Source organism: Dyadobacter sp. HNCC25DJ185 (assembly GCF_056895195.1).
Window position 1 is genome coordinate 130723 of the sequence record NZ_JBXHAR010000011.1, and the last position, 23583, is coordinate 154305.

The 23583-nt window shown below is 46.0% G+C and carries 22 protein-coding genes; 14 read left to right on the top strand and 8 right to left on the bottom strand.

Annotated features, from left to right (window positions below; all coding sequences use genetic code 11):
- The first annotated feature begins 126 nt into the window (after positions 1-126).
- The 4 genes from AC1XUF_RS27195 to AC1XUF_RS27210 all read left to right on the top strand — a co-directional run bounded on the left by AC1XUF_RS27195 (position 127) and on the right by AC1XUF_RS27210 (position 4897).
- On the top strand, positions 127-771 hold the full coding sequence (locus AC1XUF_RS27195; protein WP_483345015.1) for a TetR/AcrR family transcriptional regulator: 645 nt from the start codon (positions 127-129) through the stop codon (positions 769-771).
- A complete protein-coding gene (locus tag AC1XUF_RS27200) occupies positions 749-2092 on the top strand; it encodes a TolC family protein (RefSeq protein ID WP_483345016.1) in 1344 nt (447 codons plus the stop codon). The genes AC1XUF_RS27195 and AC1XUF_RS27200 overlap by 23 nt, the downstream gene beginning before the upstream one ends.
- Before the next feature lie 88 nt (positions 2093-2180).
- Positions 2181-3290 carry an HlyD family secretion protein gene (locus AC1XUF_RS27205; RefSeq protein ID WP_483345017.1) on the top strand — a complete coding sequence of 370 codons (1110 nt, stop codon included), beginning with the start codon at positions 2181-2183 and terminating at the stop codon, positions 3288-3290.
- Between the two features lie 32 nt (positions 3291-3322).
- Positions 3323-4897 (top strand): DHA2 family efflux MFS transporter permease subunit, encoded by a 1575-nt coding sequence (locus AC1XUF_RS27210; RefSeq protein ID WP_483345018.1) that lies wholly within the window; start codon positions 3323-3325, stop codon positions 4895-4897.
- 102 nt (positions 4898-4999) lie between these two features.
- On the opposite strand, the gene AC1XUF_RS27215 is transcribed toward AC1XUF_RS27210, so the two are convergent.
- The 3 genes from AC1XUF_RS27215 to AC1XUF_RS27225 all read right to left on the bottom strand — a co-directional run bounded on the left by AC1XUF_RS27215 (position 5000) and on the right by AC1XUF_RS27225 (position 7397).
- Complete coding sequence (locus tag AC1XUF_RS27215; RefSeq protein WP_483345019.1) at positions 5000-6160, bottom strand: FAD-dependent oxidoreductase; 1161 nt, start codon at positions 6158-6160, stop codon at positions 5000-5002.
- 240 nt (positions 6161-6400) lie between these two features.
- Positions 6401-6796 (bottom strand): VOC family protein, encoded by a 396-nt coding sequence (locus AC1XUF_RS27220; protein ID WP_483345020.1) that lies wholly within the window; start codon positions 6794-6796, stop codon positions 6401-6403.
- 223 nt (positions 6797-7019) lie between these two features.
- On the bottom strand, positions 7020-7397 hold the full coding sequence (locus AC1XUF_RS27225; RefSeq protein ID WP_483345021.1) for a hypothetical protein: 378 nt from the start codon (positions 7395-7397) through the stop codon (positions 7020-7022).
- Between the two features lie 219 nt (positions 7398-7616).
- Here AC1XUF_RS27225 and AC1XUF_RS27230 point away from each other — a divergent pair, with 219 nt between their 5' ends.
- The 3 genes from AC1XUF_RS27230 to rodA all read left to right on the top strand — a co-directional run bounded on the left by AC1XUF_RS27230 (position 7617) and on the right by rodA (position 12540).
- Positions 7617-9188 (top strand): NFACT RNA binding domain-containing protein, encoded by a 1572-nt coding sequence (locus AC1XUF_RS27230; RefSeq protein ID WP_483345022.1) that lies wholly within the window; start codon positions 7617-7619, stop codon positions 9186-9188.
- Between the two features lie 120 nt (positions 9189-9308).
- On the top strand, positions 9309-11219 hold the full coding sequence (locus AC1XUF_RS27235; RefSeq protein WP_483345023.1) for a penicillin-binding transpeptidase domain-containing protein: 1911 nt from the start codon (positions 9309-9311) through the stop codon (positions 11217-11219).
- A gap of 37 nt (positions 11220-11256) precedes the next feature.
- Positions 11257-12540 carry a rod shape-determining protein RodA gene (rodA, locus tag AC1XUF_RS27240; RefSeq protein ID WP_483345024.1) on the top strand — a complete coding sequence of 428 codons (1284 nt, stop codon included), beginning with the start codon at positions 11257-11259 and terminating at the stop codon, positions 12538-12540.
- Here the strand turns inward: rodA and AC1XUF_RS27245 are convergent, their stop codons facing one another.
- Positions 12541-12918, bottom strand: a complete 378-nt coding sequence (locus AC1XUF_RS27245; RefSeq protein ID WP_483345025.1) for a DUF423 domain-containing protein — start codon at positions 12916-12918, stop codon at positions 12541-12543.
- Positions 12919-13114: 196 nt separating this feature from the next.
- Here AC1XUF_RS27245 and AC1XUF_RS27250 point away from each other — a divergent pair, with 196 nt between their 5' ends.
- Positions 13115-14173, top strand: a complete 1059-nt coding sequence (locus tag AC1XUF_RS27250; RefSeq protein WP_483345026.1) for a glycosyltransferase family 9 protein — start codon at positions 13115-13117, stop codon at positions 14171-14173.
- Positions 14174-14179: 6 nt separating this feature from the next.
- On the opposite strand, the gene AC1XUF_RS27255 is transcribed toward AC1XUF_RS27250, so the two are convergent.
- Positions 14180-14842 (bottom strand): YggS family pyridoxal phosphate-dependent enzyme, encoded by a 663-nt coding sequence (locus AC1XUF_RS27255; protein ID WP_483345027.1) that lies wholly within the window; start codon positions 14840-14842, stop codon positions 14180-14182.
- A 140-nt stretch (positions 14843-14982) separates the two neighbouring features.
- On the opposite strand from AC1XUF_RS27255, the gene AC1XUF_RS27260 reads away from it, so the two are divergent.
- The 4 genes from AC1XUF_RS27260 to rplI all read left to right on the top strand — a co-directional run bounded on the left by AC1XUF_RS27260 (position 14983) and on the right by rplI (position 17164).
- The gene (locus AC1XUF_RS27260) at positions 14983-15924 is read left to right on the top strand and encodes a hypothetical protein (protein WP_483345028.1); all 942 of its coding nucleotides are present in this window, start codon (positions 14983-14985) and stop codon (positions 15922-15924) included.
- A gap of 137 nt (positions 15925-16061) precedes the next feature.
- Positions 16062-16442: a 30S ribosomal protein S6 gene (gene rpsF, locus AC1XUF_RS27265; RefSeq protein WP_483345029.1), complete on the top strand. Its 381-nt coding sequence runs from the start codon at positions 16062-16064 to the stop codon at positions 16440-16442.
- Between the two features lie 3 nt (positions 16443-16445).
- Entirely contained in the window at positions 16446-16697 is a 252-nt protein-coding gene (gene rpsR / locus AC1XUF_RS27270) for a 30S ribosomal protein S18 (protein ID WP_483345030.1), read from the top strand.
- A 20-nt stretch (positions 16698-16717) separates the two neighbouring features.
- On the top strand, positions 16718-17164 hold the full coding sequence (gene rplI / locus AC1XUF_RS27275) for a 50S ribosomal protein L9 (RefSeq protein ID WP_483345031.1): 447 nt from the start codon (positions 16718-16720) through the stop codon (positions 17162-17164).
- Positions 17165-17221: 57 nt separating this feature from the next.
- Here the strand turns inward: rplI and lysM are convergent, their stop codons facing one another.
- Entirely contained in the window at positions 17222-17680 is a 459-nt protein-coding gene (gene lysM / locus AC1XUF_RS27280) for a peptidoglycan-binding protein LysM (RefSeq protein WP_483345032.1), read from the bottom strand.
- A 402-nt stretch (positions 17681-18082) separates the two neighbouring features.
- On the opposite strand from lysM, the gene AC1XUF_RS27285 reads away from it, so the two are divergent.
- Positions 18083-19714 carry a glycerol-3-phosphate dehydrogenase/oxidase gene (locus AC1XUF_RS27285; RefSeq protein WP_483345033.1) on the top strand — a complete coding sequence of 544 codons (1632 nt, stop codon included), beginning with the start codon at positions 18083-18085 and terminating at the stop codon, positions 19712-19714.
- Positions 19715-19749: 35 nt separating this feature from the next.
- The gene (locus AC1XUF_RS27290; RefSeq protein ID WP_483345034.1) at positions 19750-20823 is read left to right on the top strand and encodes a beta-ketoacyl synthase chain length factor; all 1074 of its coding nucleotides are present in this window, start codon (positions 19750-19752) and stop codon (positions 20821-20823) included.
- Here the strand turns inward: AC1XUF_RS27290 and AC1XUF_RS27295 are convergent.
- The gene (locus AC1XUF_RS27295) at positions 20795-22039 is read right to left on the bottom strand and encodes an NAD(P)/FAD-dependent oxidoreductase (protein WP_483345035.1); all 1245 of its coding nucleotides are present in this window, start codon (positions 22037-22039) and stop codon (positions 20795-20797) included. The genes AC1XUF_RS27290 and AC1XUF_RS27295 overlap by 29 nt on opposite strands.
- Entirely contained in the window at positions 22032-23564 is a 1533-nt protein-coding gene (locus tag AC1XUF_RS27300) for a phytoene desaturase family protein (protein WP_483345036.1), read from the bottom strand. The genes AC1XUF_RS27295 and AC1XUF_RS27300 overlap by 8 nt, the downstream gene beginning before the upstream one ends.
- Positions 23565-23583: the final 19 nt, after the last annotated feature.

A 23583-nucleotide genomic window follows, 5' to 3' on the forward strand; every position in this document is an offset into this window, starting at 1 on the left:
ACTTCTAAGAATCAAACGATTGTTTAAATAAATCAAACAAGTGTTTGATTTATATTCCTGATCCTTTTAACTTTGAAGCGTCATTCAAGAATGATAAAAGTAAAATATTGTTAATGAGGAAGTTAAATGGAATACAACACCAAACAATTGCAAATTATAGAGGTAGCGGAGCAACTCTTTGCTCAGAAGGGTTTTGCAGGAACTTCGGTGCGTGACATAGCCCAGGAAGCCGACGTGAATGTATCGATGATCTCCTATTATTTTGGATCCAAGGAAAAACTCATCGAAGCCCTGTTCCAACTGCGGATGACCGAGTCGCGGTCACGGCTGGAGACACTTTTAATGGACGAGGACCTGGTTCCGATGCAGAAGATCAACATACTGATAGAGAGTGTAATAGATCGTTTGATGGGGAATCAATGCTTTCATAACATTATGCTGCGGGAGCAGCTTTCCTCGGAGAGGACGCCCATTATTTCGGAACATATTATGAACCTGAAGTTGCGGAATGTTGAGCTGATGCAGAAACTGATTCTGGAAGGGCAGAATGCGGGGGTTTTCAGGAAAAATATTGATATGAGCCTGATGTCCACCACACTATATGGCACGATTAATTATGCGATAGCCACACAGGATTTTTATAAAAAAATAAATAATCTGGAATCTTTGAGCGAAGAAGATTTTCAGAAGTACCTCAAACGCAAACTTAGCCAACACCTGAAAAGTTTATTCAAATCGACAGTTACTAATGAACACCACATCGAAAATTAAAAGAATGCTAGGGGGCGCAGCCGGATTTTTCTGGCTATTGACCGCAGCTCATTCATTTGCCCAAACCGCACGCACCATTACGTTGGAAGAGGCTATTGCAATGAGTTTGAAAAACAGCAAACAGCTCAAATTAAGCCAGACAAATGTAGATGTCGCCGGATTGAACATCCGGCAGATCAAAGAAAACCAGCTTCCAACGCTTAGTGTTTCGGGTTCTTATCTCCGCGTTAACACGCCCAATATTAATCTTAAAATCAAACAAAGCGGCAATGATAGCACAGGTACCAGTGGAGGAAGTACGCCGCCTGTCCATCAGGCGATGTACGGAATGGTGAGTGCCTCGCTTCCGATCTTTTCGGGATTCAGGTTCAAGTATGGCTTGGAGTCGGCACGTTACGTAGAACAGGCTGCGAAGCTCGACGCGGAACACGACAGGGACGCCGTGATCCAAAATACCATAGCTGCTTACGGGAATTTATATAAAGCCAAAAAATCGGTTGACCTGGTTTCGGAAAACCTTTTACGGGAACGTCAGCGCGTTGAAGAATTTACAAACCGTGAAAAAAACGGTATGTTAGCCAGGAACGACCTCATGAAAGCCAAGCTTCAGGAATCTAATGTAGAACTTGCCTTGCTGGACGCTGAAAACGATTTGAAAATCACCACGATCAATGTAAACCTGTTACTTGGGATGCCGGAAAATACGGCAATCCTGGCCGATTCGAGCAGTTTCATAAATCTCAAAGAAGAAGGTAACGCAGCGGATTGGGAACAGACAGCATTAACACACCGGAAAGACTACGCGGCCAATGGCATTCGCCAGAAAGCCGCCAATACGGATATAAAGGTCGCCAAGGCCGACTTTTACCCGAGCGTGGCGCTGACAGCAGGTTATGTGGCGCTGAATATTCCGGGGGTTGCGGTGATACCTAATGCGGTCAACGCGGGCATTGGCTTTAAATATGATATTGCGGCGCTATGGAAGTCGGGGGCGAAACTTGCAAAAGCCAGGACAGAGGTTTACCAGTTAAAAACCAACGAAGAAATCCTCGCGGACCAGATCCACCTCGAAATCAATACGGCTTATTATAATTATGTATTGAGTAAAAGGAAGATCGACGTGTATGCCAAGGCTGTGGAACAAGCCAATGAAAATTATCGGATTACCAAGAATAAATACGATAACAGCCTAGTAACCACAACCGACTTGCTCGATGCCGATGTAGCCCAGGTCCAATCCAGGATCAATTACGAATCGGCCAGAGCGGACGCCATCGTAGCCTTTAAAAAACTGGAACAAGTCGCAGGTGTAATCAACTAGCATTCAGTTCCCGCACCGGCATTCCGGTCACTCATTCAATCGTTCAAAATTTAAGAATCGGCCAATCGGTCAGTCAAGAATCAAAAATATGGAAACCAAGCAAAACACAATTGAAACGGAAGAAGCACCGAAAAAGAAAAGTTACCGCTTCGTCATTATCCTTGCCGTCCTGATCATTGCAGGTGGCACCTGGGGATTTACCAAATACAATCATGGCCTGCATCACGAAGAAACCGATGATGCGCAGGTCGACGCAAATATCAGCCCGGTTATACCGCGGATCTCCGGATATGTGACGGAGATCAGGGTAAAAGACAATCAGAATGTTAAAAAAGGAGATACCTTGATCGTACTGGACAACCGCGACCAGTTGATCAAGCTGGAACAGGCCAAAGCATCCCTTGCAGGTTCGGAAGGAAGCCTGGTTGTGGCCAATGCAACAACCAGTGCAACAGCTGCCAGCGGGATTACTTATGAGGCGAATATCAGCATTGTGGATGCACAGATCGAACAGGCAAAAGTGAATCTCTGGAGAGCAAGCCAGGATTACACCAGGTACGAGAATCTGATCAAGGACCACTCAATCACCCAACAGGAATTTGAACAGGCTTCCGCAGCAAAACAAACTGCGGAGCGTCAGCTCGCCGTTTTACAAGCACAACGGAATGCGGCTGAACGCCAGGCTAAAGCTGCCGGAAAACAAACCAAAGCCACGTCCGTACAAACCAGTGTCGCCAATGCGAATATCAAGGCCCGTCAGGCTGAAATTGCCAATGCTGAGCTGAACCTGTCCTACACCGTGATCACGGCGCCAACCGACGGCCGCGTTTCGAAGGTGAATGCGCAACTGGGCCAGTACCTGCAGGCAGGTCAGTCGCTTTTCAGTATCATTTCAACTACAGAGCCGTGGGTGGTAGCCAACTTCAAGGAAACGCAGCTGACGAAAATGAAACTGGGGCAAACCGTACGTGTGCATGTCGACGCCTATCCTGATCATGAGTTTGAAGCAAAGGTGGCCTCATTTTCTCCTGCGACAGGCGCGCGCTTTGCATTGCTTCCTCCCGACAATGCCAGCGGGAACTTCGTAAAAGTGGTACAACGCCTACCCGTAAGAATTGAGTTCGCCAATCCGCAGGACAAGTTTATTTCAGAATTGCGTCCGGGAATGAATGTATTTGTGGATGTTGAACTGAACTGAGGATCAGTATTTTGATTCTAAATCAATATTAAATGGAATTACAGGAATCATTGGTTGAATACGGTTTCCGGAGGGTGATCATCACCATTACCGCTGTATTGTGCGCCTTACTGGAAATCGTTGATACGACGATCGTGAACGTGGCGCTCAATGACATGCGGGGAAACCTGGGCGGCACTTTGTCGGAAGTAAGCTGGGTTATTACAGCTTATGCGATCGGTAACGTGATCATCGTGCCTATGACCAGCTGGCTTTCACAGCAGTTTGGCCGGAGGAATTATTTTGCAGCTTCCATTATCATTTTTACCGTTGCCTCATTTCTTTGCGGTAACGCGGATAATATCTGGGAGCTTGTGTTTTTCAGACTGATACAAGGGCTGGGAGGCGGTGCCCTATTGGTTACTGCCCAAACGCTGATCACGGAAAGCTATCCTCCCGAAAAGAGAGGAATGGCCCAGGCCATCTACGGATTGGGCGTTATTGTAGGGCCTACGTTAGGGCCGCCGCTTGGAGGTTATATCGTGGATAATTACAGCTGGCCTTACATTTTTTACATCAATATTCCCCTCGGTATCATAGCTGCAATGCTTACCCTGCAGTTTGTAAAAAGCCCCCGTTTTTCGCTGAAGAAAAAGGCCAGCGAAATTGATTGGCTGGGTATCTTTTTGCTGGCTGTCGCAGTCGGGTCTTTGCAATATGTTCTTGAAAAAGGCCAGGAAGAAGATTGGTTCAACGACGAAATCATTACCACCCTCTCGGTAACGTCTGTTTTCGCATTCTTTTTCTTCATCTGGAGAGAGTGGACTTACAAGAATCCGATCGTAAACCTACGCGTGTTGTCCAATGGAAATCTTCGGGTGGGAACAGTGCTTTCCTTTATCCTCGGCTTTGGGTTATACGGTTCTACCTTCATCATTCCACTGTATACACAAGCTACTTTGGGCTGGACAGCGTCGCAATCGGGAATGCTGATGGTCCCGGCAGCCGTTGTTACCGCCATGATGATGCCGGTTGTAGGCCAACTTTTGCAAAGAGGCGTTAAACAGCAATATCTGGTTGCCCTGGGAATGATATTTTTCTTCATTTATAGCTATTGGGGATACTTAATATTAACCCCCGATACGGGCAAAGATGCATTTTTTAATATGCTGATTGTTCGTGGTATCGGATTGGGACTGCTGTTTGTTCCGATCACGCTGCTGGCATTATCGACTTTAAAAGGACGTGAAATTGGCGAAGGAGCGGCATTCACAGGTATGATGCGGCAATTGGGCGGATCGTTTGGGGTGGCGGTGATCACCACTTTCATCGCCCGGCAGAATATGGTGCACCGAAACGACCTGGTCAGCAAGCTGGATATCAATAATCCGGCAGTGCAGCAGCGTGTCGATGGTTTGCAACATTCTTATATTGCGAAAGGTATGGCCCCTGACATCGCCTTGCAAAGCGGCTATAAGATCCTGGACTTTACTGTTTCGAAACAGGCACAGGTGATGTCCTATATGGACGTGTTCCTTTACCTGGGCGTGATGTTCCTGATCTGCGTCCCATTTGTATTATGGACCAAAAGCGGCAAAAGCAAAGTGGACGCTTCGGCAGCCCACTAAACAGCCGCTCTCACAAAAAGCATTAACATTTTTAAGTGTAGTAGTGTTATTGAAGAAGCTTCCCGGGTTTGGGAAGCTTCTCTTATTTGGCGCCCCCGGGATTTACGCTACCCGAAAAAACGCCAGCATTTTGTCGAGCGCGCCGGGGCTATGCATCCAATCCCCGTTTTCTAAGGATATTTTCGCTGCCTCCGCTGCCCTTTTTTGCATACTTATTTCGTAAGAGGAAATAGCTTCGCGCAAAGTAGAGTACCGGTCAGATGTTAAACATGTACTTAATTCCAGGGCATCAAACATGGCCAGGTTCGCGCCTGCTCCGGCAGAGGGTGGCATCACGTGCGCCGCGTCTCCAAGCATGGTCAGGTTGGGTAAGGCTTCCCAGGTTTGATCCAAGGGCATACAATAAAGTGGGCGGGGTACAAAAGGTGCTGCAGCATGTTCAAACAGGCCGTACCAGATACTGCTCCAACCTGCATACGCTTGTTTGAACCAATCCAGCATTTGTGTATTGTCAGAATAATCCAGTCCATTGCCTGCCGCCCAGCTCTCATCTGTCTTAAAACTGATGTAAAAAGTCAAATTCCCATCGCCTTTCAATCCCATGAACAGATTTTTCGTGTTACCGAAAGCCAGCAATGCTCCGCCCTCGAGCAACCCGCTGATAGCAGGCGTTGCCCTTTCGGCATCATTAACATTGCCTTCAACCATGGTAACACCCGTGTAAAAAGGCTTGATGCTGGTCATGTAGGGCCTGATTTTAGAACGCGCGCCATCAGCAGCAATAACAATATCTGCGTAAGCAGACTGGCCGTTTTTGAATTGCAGCAACCAGCCCTCATTTTTCATTTCCATTGAAATAAAATGCATGCCCCACATAACCGTTTCGGGCAGGAGGGATTCCAGCAACATATTTCTCAATGAAACGCGGTCTATCTCTGGGCGAAAAAGCACACTTCCAAAATCTGCATCAAGTTCGGTCTTGTGGTTGCTGAACAGTATTTCAGCACGTTCATTGACGATCACCTTTTTAGCTGCAGCCGGGCGAAAGTTCTTTTTAAATTCGTCCAGCAAACCCGCTTGGCGCAAAGCTGCCATTCCTGATTCGTAGTGCATATCAAGTGGAGAGCCTACTAAACGGGCATTTTTATCAAAATCCCTTTCGTATACTTTTACGGTTGCGCCTTTCAGTTGTAAAAGCCTTGCTAAGGTTAGTCCGCCGGGACCGCCGCCCACTATGGCGATTTGTTTGTTTTGTACCAACATAACTTCTGTCTGATGTTTGTGGTACAAAATTCCGGAACGCACAACAGTCAGTCTTGTATAAACGCGACAAAATAACTGAGCTCAGGCACAACCAGGAGCCACCAGCCTGGTAGTGAGCAATGAGACCTTATTGGGCAAGATGCAAACGAAACGGTGGTGGTTATGCCGTTTCGTTTGTTCAAGTGGGCAGGGAAAGTCTTTGAGTGATAGCGAAGTGTCAAATCACCTTTGGTTGCGTTCTTAGGCAGGTTCCCATAGTTCGATCTTGTTGCCTTCCGCATCCATAATATGGATGAACTTCCCGAAGTCGTAAGTTGCTATGCTGTCCAGGATGGTTACCCCGTTTTCTTTGAGTTTTTCAACCAGTCCTTCAAGGTTCTGAACCTGGTAGTTAATCATAAAATCCTTCTGGGAAGGGGAGAAATATTCGTCTCCTTTTTTGAAGGGCTTCCATTGAAGGGAATTGATCTCATCGGGCCTGTCTATATTCCTGGATTCAAAACTTGAAGAGCCCCAATCATTGATCTCAATGCCTAAATTTTTGGTATACCATTCTTTTGCTTCTTTCGGATTTTCTGAAAAAAAGAAAATACCGCCAATTCCTGTCACCTTCGGTGTTTCGTTTTTGTCTTTCATATGGTTTGTTTTTTAATTGTCGAATCACTGCCTGTAAGAAGTGTTACAAGCGATATTATTGTCAATAATCTTTGCCTGAGGTGAAAACTCAGGTTTCATAAGACTTGGACAAACAAATTCTCACCAAGCCTTCTGAATTTGTTCGCGATTATTCGCCGTAACAGTAGCATTGGGCTACTTGATCGCCCATTTACTCCATGAAATATTCAAATTTCCATTGCAATCATTGCTGATTATAATTAACCTCCCTTGACATGTAAATGAGGAAGGCCATGATCTCTCCTTTTGTATAGTGTACAATTTGCACCCCATCCTTAATTACGATAGTTTGAGGTGGGAGCGTCGGCTCTGTTAACAAATCATTAGCTCTTCTGGAGATATCAGAAGCCACCTCTTTGCCCGCCTTGCTGACATCATTGGGGTCTGCGCCGGATTGTTTGTAAGTGCGGGAAATGATGTAGTTGCGGCTGTTGGTTTGCTGGGCGCTTAAATCGGGTACCTGAATTTGCAGCAGTAACGTAAAAACAACTAGTTTGCTTAAGCCCACCCAGCTTTGGGCGGAAGTACAAATGCGTTTCTTGAATCGGGTCAATAACCCCATAAAAACGACGATTAAACGAAAAAATAATTAGGCTATTCACTTAGACGCAGGGTTTTTAAAAGGTAACAGGTTATGCGGAATAAAGTCAAATCAATTTTCTAACGGCCTGAAATGCAGGTTTTCCGGTAGGTTTGTCGCGGATCATTTGTGGCTGTTCAAACGAAAAATTTCAGCCCGGAGCAAAATCTCCCTAAGTTTGCCCGAAAACAAAGGGTACCCGTGCATCAGAACTATTATTTCTTAAAACACCTAGCTCCCCGGCTGCATGAACAACTGGCCGGAAAAGTCTTTATAGAAGCTTTTAGCCAGGAGAAGGACGAGTTGGTGATGGTATTTGCAGCGTCGGAAAGCCCGTACCAGCTGGTTGATCCGTTTTTTATCAAGGCCACGCTTACATCCCGGTTTTCTTGCCTGAGCTTTCCCGAGAAATTTGACCGTGCACGCAAAAACAGCGTGAACTTGTTTTCCGATTTCGAGAACGTGCAAGTCGATTTTGTAAAAGTTTTCCGGAATGAGCGGGCCATTCAGATTGAGTTTGCTGACCAGAAAAAACTGGTCTTTAAACTTTTTGGAAACCGCTCCAATCTCATCGGATTTGACGCCGGTAACAGGGCGACCCAACTTTTTAACAATAAGTTATCTGCGGATAAAAATATTACAATAAACTCCCTGGACCGGGATATTGATCAATCATTTGAGGCTTACATTCGGCATGGGATGAAGCATGAAGCCCTTTTTCCGACTTTCGGGAAGCAGGTAAATGCCTATGTGAACACCTTGCTGGCAGGCAATGAGGATCCCGTCGAACGCTGGAAAGTGATCCAGGGAGTATTGGCGGAACTGGATGCTTCAAGGTTTTACATCAGCAAAATTGATTTGGAACCCGTTTTGTCATTGGTTGAGACAGGCGAGATCATCCAGGAGTACAGAGATCCCGTGGAGGCGCTGAACGCATTTTACCTTTTATATATCCGACAAAGCGGGATAGAAAAGGAAAAAGCGGATATCATTCGGATTTTGAGAAAACGCATTCAGCAAACTGAAAACTATCTTGAAAATACATTTGGCAAGCTGGTCGAGCTCGAAGGCGCGATTAAAAATGATGAAATAGGCAACATCCTCATGGCCAATCTCAACCTGATACCCGAGCGGGCCGAGAAAGTAGAGTTGTACGATTTCTACCGCGACCAGCCCATTATTGTCAAATTGAAAAAGGACCTCTCGGCCCAGAAGAACGCCGAAGGTTATTACCGGAAATCAAAGAACGAAAAAATCGAGATAGGGCGCCTGAACGAAAGTCTGGAGGCCCGGGAAGCGGATAAGGTGAAGTTGAATGGCCATCTGGCACAGATTGAGGCAATGGAATCGCTTCGGGAACTGCGTGCTTATATCAAGACTAATCACCTCGACCAGGCAAAAGCAACTATTGCCGTACAGGATTTATTCAAAAAAGTAGAGTTTCTTGGATATACCATACTCATTGGACGAAATGCAAAGAATAATGATCTTTTAACGAAGCAATATGCCGGGAAAGAGGACCTGTGGCTGCATGCAAAGGATGTGACCGGCTCGCACGTCGTGGTTAAAAACCAATCGGGCAAAAACTTCCCTGCTCCTGTAATCGAGCGGGCGGCCGAACTTGCCGCGTTTTATTCCAAACGTAAAAACGACTCGTTGTGCCCGGTTATTTATACCCCCAAGAAATTTGTCAGAAAACCCAAAGGCCTGCCTGAGGGTGCGGTGGTTGTAGATAAGGAGAACGTTTTGATGGTAGTCGCGAAAGGAGAGTAGTACGTAAATGATTTATTCATCATTAAAGACTTTGCAGAATTTGCCGGATGCCAGGACTTTGATAATTCTTTTGATATGACGATCTTCGTGTGAAAATTGGAACAGGAATTTTAGTGCGGAATGCTTGAAAATCGTCGCTTTGTAATCATTGGCTTTTTTGCTTTAGTTGGTTTAATTTATTTGCTGCGACTTTTCTACTTACAGGTTTTGGATGAAAGTTACTCCATCGAATCGTCCAGCAATTCCATTAAACGTGTTATTGAAATCCCCTTCCGCGGTCAGATCTACGACCGCACAGGAAAGCTGATCGTATACAATACCCCTGTTTATGATTTACTGGTAACGCCTTACAAAGCACGGGTGGACGATACCCTTCGTTTTTGCCAGGTACTTGGGATTGAAAGGCGGGATTTTGATAGTCTAATGGCCGCCGCAAGTGCCTACAGCCGTGTAAAGCCGTCGTTGTTTTTGCGCCAGCTATCCAAGGAGGACTTCGCTTCCATTCAGGACGTGATGGTCGATTACTCGGGATTTGAATTTGCCAAGAGTTCCCTGCGTACGTACACTGCACCTACGTTGGCGAATACTTTGGGTTATGTGAGTGAGATTACCAAGTCGCAACTCGAAAAACAGGAGGAGCCCTACTATCGCCAAAGCGATTACATTGGGCAGAGCGGGATCGAGAAAATCTATGAAAATGAATTGCGGGGAAAGCGAGGGACTAAGTTCGTAATGCAGAATGTAAGCGGTGTTTACAAGGGGCCCTGGAAGAACGGGGAGCTTGATACTATGGCAGTTGCCGGCGAAAACCTGTATTCCGGCATCGATCTGGAAGTGCAGCAATATGCCGATAGTTTGATGGTTAACAAGGTAGGTAGTGTTGTGGCCATCGAGCCCAAAACCGGCCGCATCATCACCATGGTATCGGCCCCGACTTACGATCCTAATTCTCTGGCGAGCCGGTATTTTTCGAAGAACTTTGCCGCTCTCGCCCGAAATCCTTACAAGCCTTTGTTTAACCGGCCGGTCATGGCAAGTTACCGGCCCGGATCAACATTCAAATTGATCCAGGCATTGATTGGTCTGCAGGAGGGTGTAATTACCCCGGGCAGTGGATTTACACATGCTAATTGCCCGATGCATTGCCACAATCACCCGGCAACAGGGACAGTAGCTCTGGGGGTGATGCATTCGTGCAACCCTTATTTCTACAATGTTTTCAGGCGGATTATTTACAAAAACAATATCAGAAACACTTTCAGGGCATCGGCTGTAGGGCTCGATAACTGGCACGACCGCATCGCCAAGTTTGGGATCGGGCAGCGGCTTGGCATTGACCTGCCGAGCGAGTACAAGGGTAATTTGCCGGATAAAAAATATTATGACCGTTTTTACGGGGAATACCGCTGGAAGTTTTCCAATATTTATTCGCTCAGCATTGGCGAGGGAGAGTTGTTGATCACCCCACTGAAAATGGCCAATGTCGCTGCAATCATTGCCAACAGAGGTTATTTCTACACGCCCCACGTGATCCACGGCGTGGGCGATAAAAGAACGGTGAACCCCGAGTTCCTGATCAGGCACGAAACCGGAGTCGACGCACGGAATTTTGAACCTGTCATTGAAGGAATGATCGGTGCCGTTGAAGGCGGAACGGCCAGAAGGTCCAAAGTGGAGGGCATCGAGATTGCTGGCAAAACGGGCACCTCGCAAAACAAGCGCGGTGACGACAGTTCCATTTTCATTGCCTTCGCACCGGTAGATGATCCCAAGATAGCGATTGCCGTTTTTGTGGAATATGCCGGTGCCGGTGGATCCGCAGCAGCGCCGATCGCCAACCTTTTGATCGAGAAATTTCTCACCAGGAAGATCACCAATAAGGCATTGGAAGAGAGAATGTTCAAAGCGGATTTTATGAGCAAAGTGGTTTTGTCGGGACAAAAGAAACCAGCTCCGGTTGATACGACCAAAAAGAAGCCTTCTATTACCGTCAAATCGCCGGTTAACCAGCCTGTTTCGATAGATAACTAGGATTTCATCAACGATATAAAATTTCAATTTCAAAGAAATGGCTGAAAATAAACCCATCACCAAGAATGTAGACTGGGTAGTCGTACTCATATATATCGCTTGCCTTGGTATTGGCTGGGTCAATATTTATGCGGCCGTGTACAATCCGGAAGTGCGCACCAGCATGTTCGACCTGTCAAACAATGCCGGTAAGCAGTTGATGTGGATCGGCACCGCTGCCTTGCTGATCATCTGTATCCTCGTGATCGACTATAAGTTTTACGAAACGTTTTCCTTCATTATCTATGCCGTGGTTATCCTGTTGCTGGTCATGGTTTTGTTTGCAGGGTCCAATATCAATGGTTCCCGGTCATGGATCAAGATAGGCGCGTTTTCATTGCAGCCGGCCGAGTTTTCCAAACTAGCGGTAAGTTTGGCTATCTCAAAATACCTGAGCGACCCTGCCATAAGCCTTTCCAGGAAGCTAAAAGACTATTACCCGATTTTAGGGATCATCGCATTACCGGCGTTCCTGATCCTGGCGTCCAATGAAACCGGCTCCATGCTGGTGTTTGCCTCCTTTGCGATCGTGTTATACCGGGAAGGTATGCCCGGTTTTATACCGGCGATCGGTATTGTAATGGCCGCTTTGCTGATCATCACTTTGTTGTTCGTCAAATGGTATATCGCAGGAGCGATCATTGTTATTGCAGGGCTGGTGATCTGGCTAATGCCTGTGATGACCAGGCGCAGAGGTGGACTTTGGGCTACCGTGATCGTCGCATTTGTCATGATCGGGATTGTTTTTGGGGTTGACTTTTTCATGAACAATGTCCTTCAAAAACACCAGCGAGGCCGGATTATGGTGCTTCTGGACCCGGATTCGGACCCCCGCGGAATTGGATGGAATGTAATTCAGTCTAAAATTGCGATCGGGTCGGGCGGTTTTACAGGAAAGGGCTTTTTACAAGGCACACAGACGAAATTCGATTTCGTGCCAGAACAAAGTACCGACTTTATTTTCTGTACGGTGGGAGAAGAGCACGGTTTCGTCGGAACAGCGATAGTGGTTTTTCTTTTTATTGCGCTGATTTCCAGGCTGATCATCCTCGCTGAGCGACAGCGCAGCCGGTTCGCGAGGGTCTACGGCTATTGTGTCGCGGGGATTATTTTCTTTCACTTTCTGGTAAACATAGGCATGACGATCGGGTTGATGCCCGTAATCGGGATCCCTCTTCCGTTCTTTAGTTATGGAGGGTCTTCGTTGTGGTCATTTTCGATTTTGCTCTTTATTTTTCTTAAAATCGACGCACAACGTCCGTTCACCTTATCCAGGGGCTGATTACAATTTGCCCGCAGCCATAATTAATAGAACCCAGCCCGCAATTAATGCCACGCCGCCGATAGGAGCCGTTGCGCCAAATTTGGTAATGCCCGTAAAGCAGATCGCATAAAGTGAACCCGAAAAAATAATCACCCCTGCCGCGAATGCATTGCCCGACCACCCAAGCAATCTGACCGAATCTTCACCGGCCCGCTGCATCAGCAAGCCCACCAAAACCATGGCTAATGCATGGTAAAACTGGTATTTGACAGCGGTCTCGAAAGTGTCTGTCCGGTTTGACGCTTCCAGCATCCCTTTTAGCGCGTGCGCTCCGAACGCGCCGAGTGCGACGGCCAGAGCACCCAGAATACCTCCGGCCTGAATCATAAATTTCATAGTGAAGAAGTGATTTTATTGAATTGAAAAAATATAAGAATACCCAGAGCCCCAAACAAGCAAGCTGTTTGGGGCTCTGGGCAAAGTTAGACCGTGGACGAGGGGCAACCAACTGTTTGAATCAATTTTATTATCTTGCGGGATTGGAATTAAAGCGCCGCAGCACTCGTCGCTTTTCGTGGAAAAGATTTACAAAATGGCGTTAGAAAGCTTTATCCAGCTCTGGACTCATCGTTATAAGAAATACTCACACATTTTTAAGGCCCATTTACTGGGCTATAAAGCCGCGCTTCATTTCAGGGGTGTTAAATCCCGGTTAAAAAAGGGGCAACAGCTGATCGCCATCGTTCGTACGGAACATTTCGGGGACATTATTGCGGCTGAGCCGATTTCCAGGTATGTGAGGTCATTGCATCCGGATGCGCATATCGCCTGGTTTGTAAAACCGTCTTATAACAGCCTTGTTGCGCTAAATCCTGCTGTTAACGAGGTTTTTAGTGAATTCTGCGTGACTCAGAGAAAGGTGCTTTTCCAGTCAGGTGTATTTGATAAAGTCTTCGAATTGCAGTTCAGAAATAATAACCACTGTCCGGTTTGTAATGTATTTGTAGAAAACCCTGTCGCATTGCGCAGGAACATCAATATCTATAATTATTTCGATTACGGAAACCTGCTGGAAGTTTTCGCCCAAACCGGCGATCTGATTCCGGAAAGGGGGATATTTCCATTTGATGACCAGCCGCGACTTTATCTGGAGGATGCGCATCGCAAGAAAGTAGATTCGCTTGGGCTTCCCGAACGTTTTGTTGTATTGCATTGCCGGTCTAATTATGCGCCTAAAGATTGGCCATCGGAACGTTGGGAACAGCTAGTCGAATGGCTTGCTGACCATTATGACTATGGTATCGTTGAGATCGGGCAGGCCAGCGACCTGAGAGTCAAAACAAAGTCTTACCGGAATCTTTGCGGGCCATTATCGATACTCGAAACGGCTGAGGTGATCAGAAGGGCAGGCCTGTTCATCGGATTGGATAGCGGGCCCTCGCATCTGGCCAATGCGACCGGCACCTATGGGGTTATTTTAATGGGGTCACTGAACAATTTTCCGGACTATAATCCCTATTCAGGGGCATTTGGCCGCCAGGAAAATGCTGTTTTTGTCCGTCAACACGGCGTACCTTGCCGCGAGTTGACATTTGAATTTGTTCGGGAGAGGGTGGAGCAGGTATTGAGCAGTGGTCTGAAAATTGCTTAAACAGGATCAACGGGAGCCAAAAATGGCGCTTCCGGCCCTCACAAGCGTACTGCCTTCTTCCATTGCAATCAGATAGTCGCCGCTCATTCCCATAGACAGTTCTTTCATGACGACACGGGTGCTTTCATACTTCTTCAAAGATTCAAAAGTATTTTTCAACCCTCGGAATTCGGACCTTACCATTTCAAGATCATCTGTATTGGAGGCCATGCCCATTAATCCGATGATCCGGATGTTTTCCAACTGGTTAAGTTCAGGGGATTCGAGTATTTCGACGGCCTCATCTTCTGACAGGCCAAACTTGGTTTCTTCCCGGGCGATAAACATCTGCAGCAGGCAGTCAATGACACGCTGGTTCTTAATAGCTTCTTTATTGATTTCCTTAAGTAATTTAAGGCTATCCACCGAGTGGATCAGGGCAACGAAGGGAGCAATGTATTTGACTTTATTACTCTGGAGATGACCGATCATGTGCCACTCGATGTCTTTTGGAAGGACTTCGGATTTGGAAACCATTTCCTGAACCTTATTTTCCCCAAACCTCTTGGAGCCAGCGGCATAAGCTTCCAGAAGAGCCTCAACTGGCTTGGTTTTTGTTACGGCAACGAGTTTCGTTTCCTGTTTTAATCCTTTTTCCAATCGGGCAATATTCTCGGAGATAGAAGGCATTGAGCGGGACTAATTTTTTGATAATTAATTGATTAAAGCAAGAAATTACCTATTTGCTGCCAGAATTCGATGTTAACATATTTCAAAATTGAAAAAAACATAGTTCTTTTACCAACTAAATTCAAAATTTAACCTTCTGTATGGACTACAACCAGGAACAAAAGCAAGATCGAAAGACACTGTTATGGGCAGCTTTGGCAGTTTTACTATTGCTTAATTTGGTGCTTGTGTACTTTATATACCACGAAAAACAGGAGAATCTTGCCAAGGATGAAATCATAACAGCCAAAACAGAGGAAGTGTTGTCGATTAAGACCAAACTGGACTCTATTTCTGTCGAATTGGATGTGAAAATAGCGGAAATTCAAAAGCTGGGCGGAAGTGTGGATTCGTTGATTTCCCTGAAAGCACAACTGGAAAAGGACAAAAGGGAATTAAAAAATGCAAGCACGTATTCTGCCGCCAATTACAACAAGAAAATCAGGTCTTATGAATCGGTTTTATCCGAAAAGGATGGGGAGATAGCAAGGTTGAGAGAGGAATTGGGAATAGTCACAAGTAAAAATGAGGAGCTTAGCCAAAAGGTGACCGGCCTGGAAACAGAGAAACAGCAGCTGGCCGACTCGGTCGTCAACTATTCCGTCCAAAATAAAGAGTTGAGCGAAAAAGTCAATATTGCTTCTGCATTAAGGGCGGAAAATCTTACGGTTAATGCCGTTTCTGCAAAAGGCAAAGAGCGGGAAGGCGGAAAATACAAGGCTAAACGCATCGACAAGCTCAAAGTGAATTTCAAGCTGGGAGAAAACGCGTTGGCGAAACAGAATGAAAAAGAGATTTTCTTACGGATACTTGATCCTGACGGGGCGGTTTTGTCGGATATGGCAACTGGGTCGGGTTCTTTCATGGTAAATGGCAAGGAGCTGATTTACAGTTCTAAACAAACAGTAACCTTCACAAACACCGGCCAATCCGTAGATATTTTCTATGGCCGCGGCGGAATTCCTCTTAAGGATGGAAAATATGCGATTGAAGTCTACAGTGAGGGCTTCAAAATCGGGCAGGGTGATTTTACAGTCAAATGATATTTTGACTGAATAACTTATAGTTATGTCTGATGGCTGCTTGGAATTTTGAATTTCAAGCCGTATTTTTGCACCCTCATTTTGGTAGTTACTCCAATATGAGGGTTTTACATTTATAATAATTAATCAATTACCGTATGTCTAAGCAATATGAAACGGTGTTCATTCTAACTCCCATTTTGTCTGAGGCCCAGGCAAAGGACGCCGTTGAAAAATTCACTACAATCCTCACCTCAAATGGTGCGACGATTGTACATGAAGAAAATTGGGGATTGCGCAAGCTGGCCTACCCCATCCAAAAGAAAAACTCAGGTTTCTATCACGTTGTGGAATACACCACAACAGAAGGAAACGTGGTCGACGTTTTGGAAACTGAATTCCGTCGTGATGAGCGCATTTTGCGTTTTATGACTATCGTCCTTGACAAGCATTCGATTGCTTACAACGAGAAGAAACGTAAAGGATTGGTAGGAAAGAAAAGAGAAGAATCTACCGAATCTAAAACCGAAAACGCATAAGCTATGTCACTAGTAAACGAGCCGGTTGAAAAAAACAATAACCGCAAAAAATATTGCCGTTTTAAGAAAGCAGGCATTAAATATATCGACTACAAGAATCCTGACTTTTTGTTGAAGCTGATCAACGAGCAAGGAAAGATCCTTCCACGTCGTCTGACCGGAACCAGCCTGAAATATCAGCGCAAAGTGTCCCAGGCAGTTAAAAGAGCGCGTCATTTGGCGTTATTGCCATTTGTTGCTGATCAATTGAAATAACAAAGAAAGAGCTACAAACAATGGAAATCATACTTTTAACTGATATAGCAGGAGTAGGCTATAAGAACGATATCGTAGCCGTGAAAGCAGGATACGGTCGTAACTATCTTATTCCTCAGGGATATGCGCTTTTGGCCAATCCGTCAAACCGCAAGATCGTTACTGAAAACGTACGTCAGGCGGCCCACAAAGCTGAGAAACTGAAAAAAGATGCAGAAGATATCGCATCGGCTATCGGGGATCTGACAATTGATATCAAAACAGTGGTTGGAGAAAGCGGACGTATTTTCGGACGCGTTACCAATACCCAGGTTGCGGATATCCTTAAAGCGAAAGGCTTCGAGATCGACCGCAAGAAAATCACCGTTGACGATGTAAAATCGATCGGTACTTATTCTGCAACAATCGACCTTCATAAGGAAGTGAAGCACAAGATTACTTTGAACGTCATTGCACAGGAAGATTAATCTTTTAGAAAGCATAAAAAAAGCAGCCCTTGAAAAAAGGCTGCTTTTTTTATGCTTTTATTGTGCCGGAATGCGCAGTACTTGTCCGGGGTAGATCTTATCCGGATCTGTCAGCATGGGTTTATTTGCTTCAAAAATAATCGGGTACTTCATCATATCTCCATATACAGTTTTTGCGATCTTCGAAAGGGTGTCCCCTTTTTCCACAGTATGATAAGTCGCAGCCGGGGCGGCAGTAGCGACCTTGAGCCGGTCATCGACCACTTTTACACCTTCTACATTGCCCACGGCGAGCGCAATTTTTTCAGCATCTTCCTGTGTAGCCACGTCTCCTTCTATCGTGACGGTATCACCGGACGTTTTAACCGTCAGATTTTTGTATGCAAGACCGAGCGCCTTCACATGCGCCAGCAATGCGCTCGCACGGAGGGGCTCCGCAGCAGGGGCAGGGGCGGCCGTTTCTTCTTTTTTGAAAACTTTTTCGCCTGTACCGGTAAAAAATGATAGTAAACCCATGGTTTTGAAATTTTATAATGTGACAAAGAGCTGAGAAAAATGCTCAGACTCATTGTAGTGCGAGCAATTATTGTACCATGATTCCGAATCTGATTAATATCATATGGGTGATCATGCCGCACCGCCTATCATTAGAATCCATTTCAAGTTTAGAAACGAGTTCAAGGCCAGGTCAGCAGTAAATGGTAAGGGCGGGTATGTGAGGCAGATTACAGCATGATTTATGAGATTCAGGACAGGCAATTGCTCATTGGTGTCATTGCACTGGTAATAGGAAGGATATTTGTGAATGAAATAGATCTTGATTAATGTCCCTAATTTAGCTATCCGAAGCTTTATCAATGGCTGCTTTTAACCCCCTACTTCGTACTTTTGAACAGGCATAATTTATACAGACCTATAATGAACCGCATTGAATCTCTCGAAAGGCTGAAAAATGAAGAGTTTGATATTTGTATCATTGGTGCCGGAGCGAGTGGTGCCGGCTGTGCGCTGGATGCGGTATTGAGGGGATATAAGGTCGCGCTCATCGATAGAAAGGATTTTGCATCCGAAACGTCGTCGCGGTCTACCAAGCTGATTCACGGTGGAGTACGGTATCTGGAACAGGCATTCAAGAAGTTGGATTTTGCCCAGCTCAAGCAGGTCCGCCATGGATTGGAGGAGCGGCATATTGTGCTAAAAAATGCGCCTCATCTGGCACGGCCCCTTGCCCTGATGACTCCCGTAAATTCCTGGTTTGAAGGTTTGTACTTCAAAATTGGCTTGCAGATGTATGACGCTTTCGCGATCAACGATACATTGCCTAAAAGCAAATGGCTCAACAAAAACGAAGTTTTGGCGAAGATTCCGACGCTTAACCGGAAAAAACTGCATAGCGGTGTGTTGTACTACGATGGTCAGCTGGATGACGCACGTTACTGTCTTGCGCTGGTGCAGTCAGCATCAGAAAAAGGGGCTGTTATCGCGAATTATGTGAACGTGTCGGGATTTGAAAAGGATGAACAAGGGAAATTGAATAAAGTGACCGTAGAAGATGCATTAAGCGGAACGCGGTTTAGCATCAGATCGAAAATGGTTATGAACTGCACCGGGCCATTTTCGGATAAGGTAAGGCTGATGGCCAACGCGGCATTGCCGGAGCGCCTCAGGCCAAGTAAGGGTGTCCACATTATGCTGCCACCCGAAACCCTCAACAGTGAGTATGCCATGCTGATTCCCAAAACTTCGGACGGCAGGGTGGTGTTTGCAATTCCATTTGAAGGGGCGACGATGATTGGCACTACGGACACGGAATGCGATGACATTGACACTGAGGCTACGCTGAATGAAAAAGAAAAGCAATACCTGGCCGATACGCTCAACCCGTATCTTGCCAATCAGATTGATATCAGCCAATTGAAAGCCGGTTTCGGCGGATTGCGCCCTTTACTATCGGCCGATCCTTCCAAATCAACAAAAAGCCTTGTGCGGGATCACGAGGTCGAAGTGGATGCGGTCTCTGGCCTGGTGAGTTTACTGGGAGGTAAATGGACTACCTATCGGCTCATGGCAAAGGACACGGTCGATCAGGCGGATGAGATTTTTGCCAGGAAAAATGTTTGCACTACCGGCACTCACGTCTTGGCAGGTGGGGAAAACTATAACTTTGATCTGTGGAAAGAATTGGCTGAGCAATATGGCTTATCGGAAAAAATCAGCCAGCACCTGGTTAGAAAATACGGTTCAAGGGCATGGTCAGTGGCTGACTTAACCCGGGACAATCCCTCATGGAAAGAAAAGCTGGTTGACAAATATCCTTATATCAAGGCAGAGGTGATTTATGGGGTCCGGAATGAAATGGCCGTTGTGCCCAGGGACTTCCTGGCGAGGAGGATCAGGCTGGAAATCACCGATTGGGCCGAAACCCTCAACTGTTTGCCCAAGGTTGTAAGCCTGATGGCACAGGAATTGGGGTGGAGTGAGGAAGAAAAGCAAAAGCATGCTGATCAATACGAACAGGAAATCCGCAGGTTTATCTCGGACACCAGGTAATCGGCTGCAACCATCAAACCCATTGTCATTTAAGGATGTATATTACCAACACCGCCTGCATATCGCCTCAGCAAACATTCGATGATTCTTTTTTTGACGGCAGGATAAAGGTTTATCATGGCGACAGATACCCCGCTATCGAGCCGGATTATGGCGGGCTTATCCCGGCAGGGTTGCTCAGGAGAATGGGCAAGGCGGTGAGAATGGGAGTCGGTGCAGGGCTTCCGCTGATTCGATCTTCTGACATTGAGGGTATTATTCTGGGAACAGCCAATGGTGGCCTGGAAGATTGCCTTAAATTTCTCAACCAGATCGTGGATTACAATGAAGGTACGCTGACGCCCACCAACTTTGTGCAGAGCACCCCCAATGCGGTTGCGGGTAATCTCGCATTGATGAGCAAAACAACGGGATACAATACCACGCATGTACATAAAGGCCTGGCTTTTGAGGCTGCTTTGTTGGATGCGATGATGTTACTGGAAGAGAAAAAGGGGAAAACGCTGCTGGTTGGCAGCGTGGAGGAAATATCAGACTATAATCATAATATAGATTCGCTGGGAGGTTCCTTCAAAACCGGGGAATTTACCTCGGAAACATTGCTTCATTCCGACAGCCCTGGATCTGTGAATGGGGAAGGCGCTGCAATGTTTGTAGTTAGCTCCGAAGATAAAGAGGGAGCAATTGCACGCCTGGCAGATGTGTTTCAGAGCAGTTATCTTTTACAGGAAGACCTTGAAAGGAGATTGGAGGCTTTTCTACATCGAAACGGACTTATTTTTTCAGACATTGACACCCTGGTGCTTGGGATCAGCGGCGATAACCGAACAGATCATATTTATAAAGATGTACACCAGAAACTGTTTCCGAACAGCAATACTTATGTTTACAAAAACATGGTAGGCGACTATCCTACGGCATCTGCTTTCGCTACCTGGCTTGGGGTTAACCTTTTGGGCGGGAAGCAGATACCCGCTGCGTGCATTTTCAGTCGTATTTCAACAGAGAGTCCCCAAAATATATTGATTTATAACCACACAAAAGGCGTTCAACACGGCTTCATTTTAATGGACAAAAAATTCAGGTCGCCTGCTCTTTCATTCGGATGACTTTGGCCAATGTAGGCAAAATGGTGTCATGCTTTTTTACGAACGGATTACTTTGGTCCCATACATATCCCGCTAATACCGAGCAAATCTGGTTTTTAATATCATTATCAACTTCGCGCGCGAAAACGATGGTTTGGAAATCGCCGCTGTACCAGCCTGTTACGTAGCTTCGGAACACATCGATTCCTTTTTGGATCACCTCTTCATATTCTGTCTTCCAATCTACTTTTTCTCCTTGCAGGTGTTTGTGGGCCATTTTGGCTGACAGCAACCCGGATGCCGTTGCGAAGGTCACACCGGAGGAAAATATAGGGTCCAGGAATTCGGTACTGTTTCCGGAAAGTACGAAGCCTTCTCCATACATTTTCTTTACTCCGATCGAATACCCCAGAATATGTCTCGGCTCAAACTTGAACGCTGAATCCCTGAACCGGCCGTGTAAATCTTCAAAATTCCGGATGAACTCTTTATACTTTTCGCCGTCATTCTCTGCCAGTTCTATGATCTTCTCCTTGTCCCCGACAATTCCGACAGACGTTGATCCGTCGGAGAAAGGGATTGCCCAGATCCAGGACTTATTGTTGTCGAAGGAGTGAACGAAAATATTGTTGCTTGCTTTTTCAGTCCTGTTTTTATCTTCCAAATGAGAAAATACGGCCCCTCTGGGCATAAAAGCCGAAGGCTTGCTAAGGTCGAACAGCCTCGGTAGAACGCGCCCATATCCGCTGGAGTCGATAATGAACTTGCATTGGACGGTATGATGCCTGTTTTCGTTGTCCCGGTATTGGAGGACCTGCTTCTCCGAAGAGCAGCTTACACTCAGCACTTCACATTCAAAATTAACATCCACTCCTTTTGCGCGAGTTTCCTCGGCCAGGGCTAAGTCAAAGTCTGCCCGTTTTACCTGCCAAGTCCATGTCCATCCTTTGGTAAACTGCTCCGAAAAAAAGAATTCGCAACGCTGGTCCCCCTTCATAAAAGCGGCGCCGGTTTTTTTCTGGAAGTTTTTCGCTTGTACGGCTTCCAGTAAACCCGATTCTTCCAAGTGCATCATGCAACATGGCAGAAGGCTTTCCCCAATCTGAAAGCGGGGGAATTTTTCTTTTTCCAGGATGGTCACATCGTAACCCTGTTTTTTTAAATAAGAAGCTGCTACAGTTCCGGCTGGTCCGGCACCAATGACAACCACGTCAACCGTTTGTATGAGATCAGGCATTTTTAACTTTTTGGACTAGTATTTCTTTATCAACGAAGGAAAAGCAAGTAATAAAAGCACTTACCGTGACACCCAATATCCCGTGAAGGGAAATATTCTGCCCGGTAAGATGCAAATTGGGAATTTTGGTCTTTGTATTGATCTGCGTTCTGGCCGAAGATCCGGAGTCTTTCAGTATACCGTATAAAGAGCCGTCGCGATTGCCTATATAATCCCGGAAAGTCAGCGGGGATGCACTATGGACCGCTTTTATTTTGGAGGATATCCCGGGAAACACCGTTTCCAGCTTTCTAATGACCTGGGCTTCTTTGGCCTTTTTAAACTGCCCGTATTCAGCATCCCTTTTTCCCGGTTCTGCAACAGTACTGAACGAGTCGGCCCACTGGGCGGTTTCCTGCGCGTTCATATAGGTCATGATGGACATGGAATCGGCATATTTATCGGTTTTAGAGATATAGGGTGTGCAAATGAAATAGGTTTGCGGCCAGGTCTGTTCATCATAGTCAATTCCATCCCATACGTCGTCGATGTGATGCTGGTAAATGTTGTAGTTAAGATATTCAAAACTTTTTTCATGGAAAGAAATGTGGACCAGAAATGTTGAAATACTGTTCTCCAATCCTTGTACGCGGTTTTTATAAACGTTCAAAAAACGCTCGGAACCGAAAATATCAATGGTTACAGCGGGATGTACATTGGAGATGAACTGTTTTCCTTTGACCGTTTCCCCATTTTCGAGCACTACTTCTGTGACCGCGCCCAGGCTGTTGTAGTTGGCCGAAACTACTTTTTTATGTTTATGGATCTCTCCCCCGTGTCGCCGGATCACCTTGCTCATCTGGATGGCGATCTGAGAGCCGCCGTCGATGAATTTATAGGCACCGGACAAATAGCTTTTCATGATCAGTGCATGCACATAAAAAGGGGTCTTTCCTTTTACACCGGCGTATAACAAATTAGACCCGGCCAGCACATTGCGCAGGCGCACATTATCTGTCAGCGATGCGATGTAATCATGTGCGTTCACGCTGGTAACATCCCCGTCCATCTGATAGTCGGCATGGGATACTTCGAGGTTGTAGAGCGGGAATTTGCTGCATATTTCCTTGATTTTGCTGCAATAAGTTGCAATGGCCGTCTTTTCCTCGGGGAAATAACTTGTGAGTTGCTTTTCGAAATGTTCAAAACCCTGCGCATACCAGTACTCGCTACCGTCATCAAAACGGATCACATCAAAACGATCGTCATCCATTCTTTTCAGTTTCAGTTTATCCAGTATACCGAAATATTTGAAAAACTGAAAAAGATTCTCCCCTTCATCCATGCCGCCGACATAATGGACGCCCGTATCATAAATGCTTTTATCCCTGCTGTAAACCTGAAGGTGCCCGCCGATCTGATGGTTTTTTTCCAGGACGATCACGCTGTGACCCTCCATTGCCAGGATACTGGCACATGCCAAACCGCCGAGGCCGCTCCCTACAATCACGAAATCATACTCTTTTTGAGGCCTGGAAGATTGCATTTAAGTTGTTAGAGTGATA

Bases quoted from the DNA above. Each gene is read 5' to 3' on its own strand.
- AC1XUF_RS27195 (WP_483345015.1), top strand. From the start codon at position 127: ATGGAATACAACACCAAACAATTGCAAATTATAGAGGTAGCGGAGCAA.
- AC1XUF_RS27200 (WP_483345016.1), top strand. From the start codon at position 749: ATGAACACCACATCGAAAATTAAAAGAATGCTAGGGGGCGCAGCCGGA.
- AC1XUF_RS27205 (WP_483345017.1), top strand. From the start codon at position 2,181: ATGGAAACCAAGCAAAACACAATTGAAACGGAAGAAGCACCGAAAAAG.
- AC1XUF_RS27210 (WP_483345018.1), top strand. From the start codon at position 3,323: ATGGAATTACAGGAATCATTGGTTGAATACGGTTTCCGGAGGGTGATC.
- AC1XUF_RS27215 (WP_483345019.1), bottom strand. From the start codon at position 6,160: ATGTTGGTACAAAACAAACAAATCGCCATAGTGGGCGGCGGTCCCGGC.
- AC1XUF_RS27220 (WP_483345020.1), bottom strand. From the start codon at position 6,796: ATGAAAGACAAAAACGAAACACCGAAGGTGACAGGAATTGGCGGTATT.
- AC1XUF_RS27225 (WP_483345021.1), bottom strand. From the start codon at position 7,397: ATGGGGTTATTGACCCGATTCAAGAAACGCATTTGTACTTCCGCCCAA.
- AC1XUF_RS27235 (WP_483345023.1), top strand. From the start codon at position 9,309: ATGCTTGAAAATCGTCGCTTTGTAATCATTGGCTTTTTTGCTTTAGTT.
- rodA (WP_483345024.1), top strand. From the start codon at position 11,257: ATGGCTGAAAATAAACCCATCACCAAGAATGTAGACTGGGTAGTCGTA.
- AC1XUF_RS27245 (WP_483345025.1), bottom strand. From the start codon at position 12,918: ATGAAATTTATGATTCAGGCCGGAGGTATTCTGGGTGCTCTGGCCGTC.
- AC1XUF_RS27250 (WP_483345026.1), top strand. From the start codon at position 13,115: ATGGCGTTAGAAAGCTTTATCCAGCTCTGGACTCATCGTTATAAGAAA.
- AC1XUF_RS27255 (WP_483345027.1), bottom strand. From the start codon at position 14,842: ATGCCTTCTATCTCCGAGAATATTGCCCGATTGGAAAAAGGATTAAAA.
- AC1XUF_RS27260 (WP_483345028.1), top strand. From the start codon at position 14,983: ATGGACTACAACCAGGAACAAAAGCAAGATCGAAAGACACTGTTATGG.
- rpsF (WP_483345029.1), top strand. From the start codon at position 16,062: ATGTCTAAGCAATATGAAACGGTGTTCATTCTAACTCCCATTTTGTCT.
- rpsR (WP_483345030.1), top strand. From the start codon at position 16,446: ATGTCACTAGTAAACGAGCCGGTTGAAAAAAACAATAACCGCAAAAAA.
- rplI (WP_483345031.1), top strand. From the start codon at position 16,718: ATGGAAATCATACTTTTAACTGATATAGCAGGAGTAGGCTATAAGAAC.
- lysM (WP_483345032.1), bottom strand. From the start codon at position 17,680: ATGGGTTTACTATCATTTTTTACCGGTACAGGCGAAAAAGTTTTCAAA.
- AC1XUF_RS27285 (WP_483345033.1), top strand. From the start codon at position 18,083: ATGAACCGCATTGAATCTCTCGAAAGGCTGAAAAATGAAGAGTTTGAT.
- AC1XUF_RS27290 (WP_483345034.1), top strand. From the start codon at position 19,750: ATGTATATTACCAACACCGCCTGCATATCGCCTCAGCAAACATTCGAT.
- AC1XUF_RS27295 (WP_483345035.1), bottom strand. From the start codon at position 22,039: ATGCCTGATCTCATACAAACGGTTGACGTGGTTGTCATTGGTGCCGGA.
- AC1XUF_RS27300 (WP_483345036.1), bottom strand. From the start codon at position 23,564: ATGCAATCTTCCAGGCCTCAAAAAGAGTATGATTTCGTGATTGTAGGG.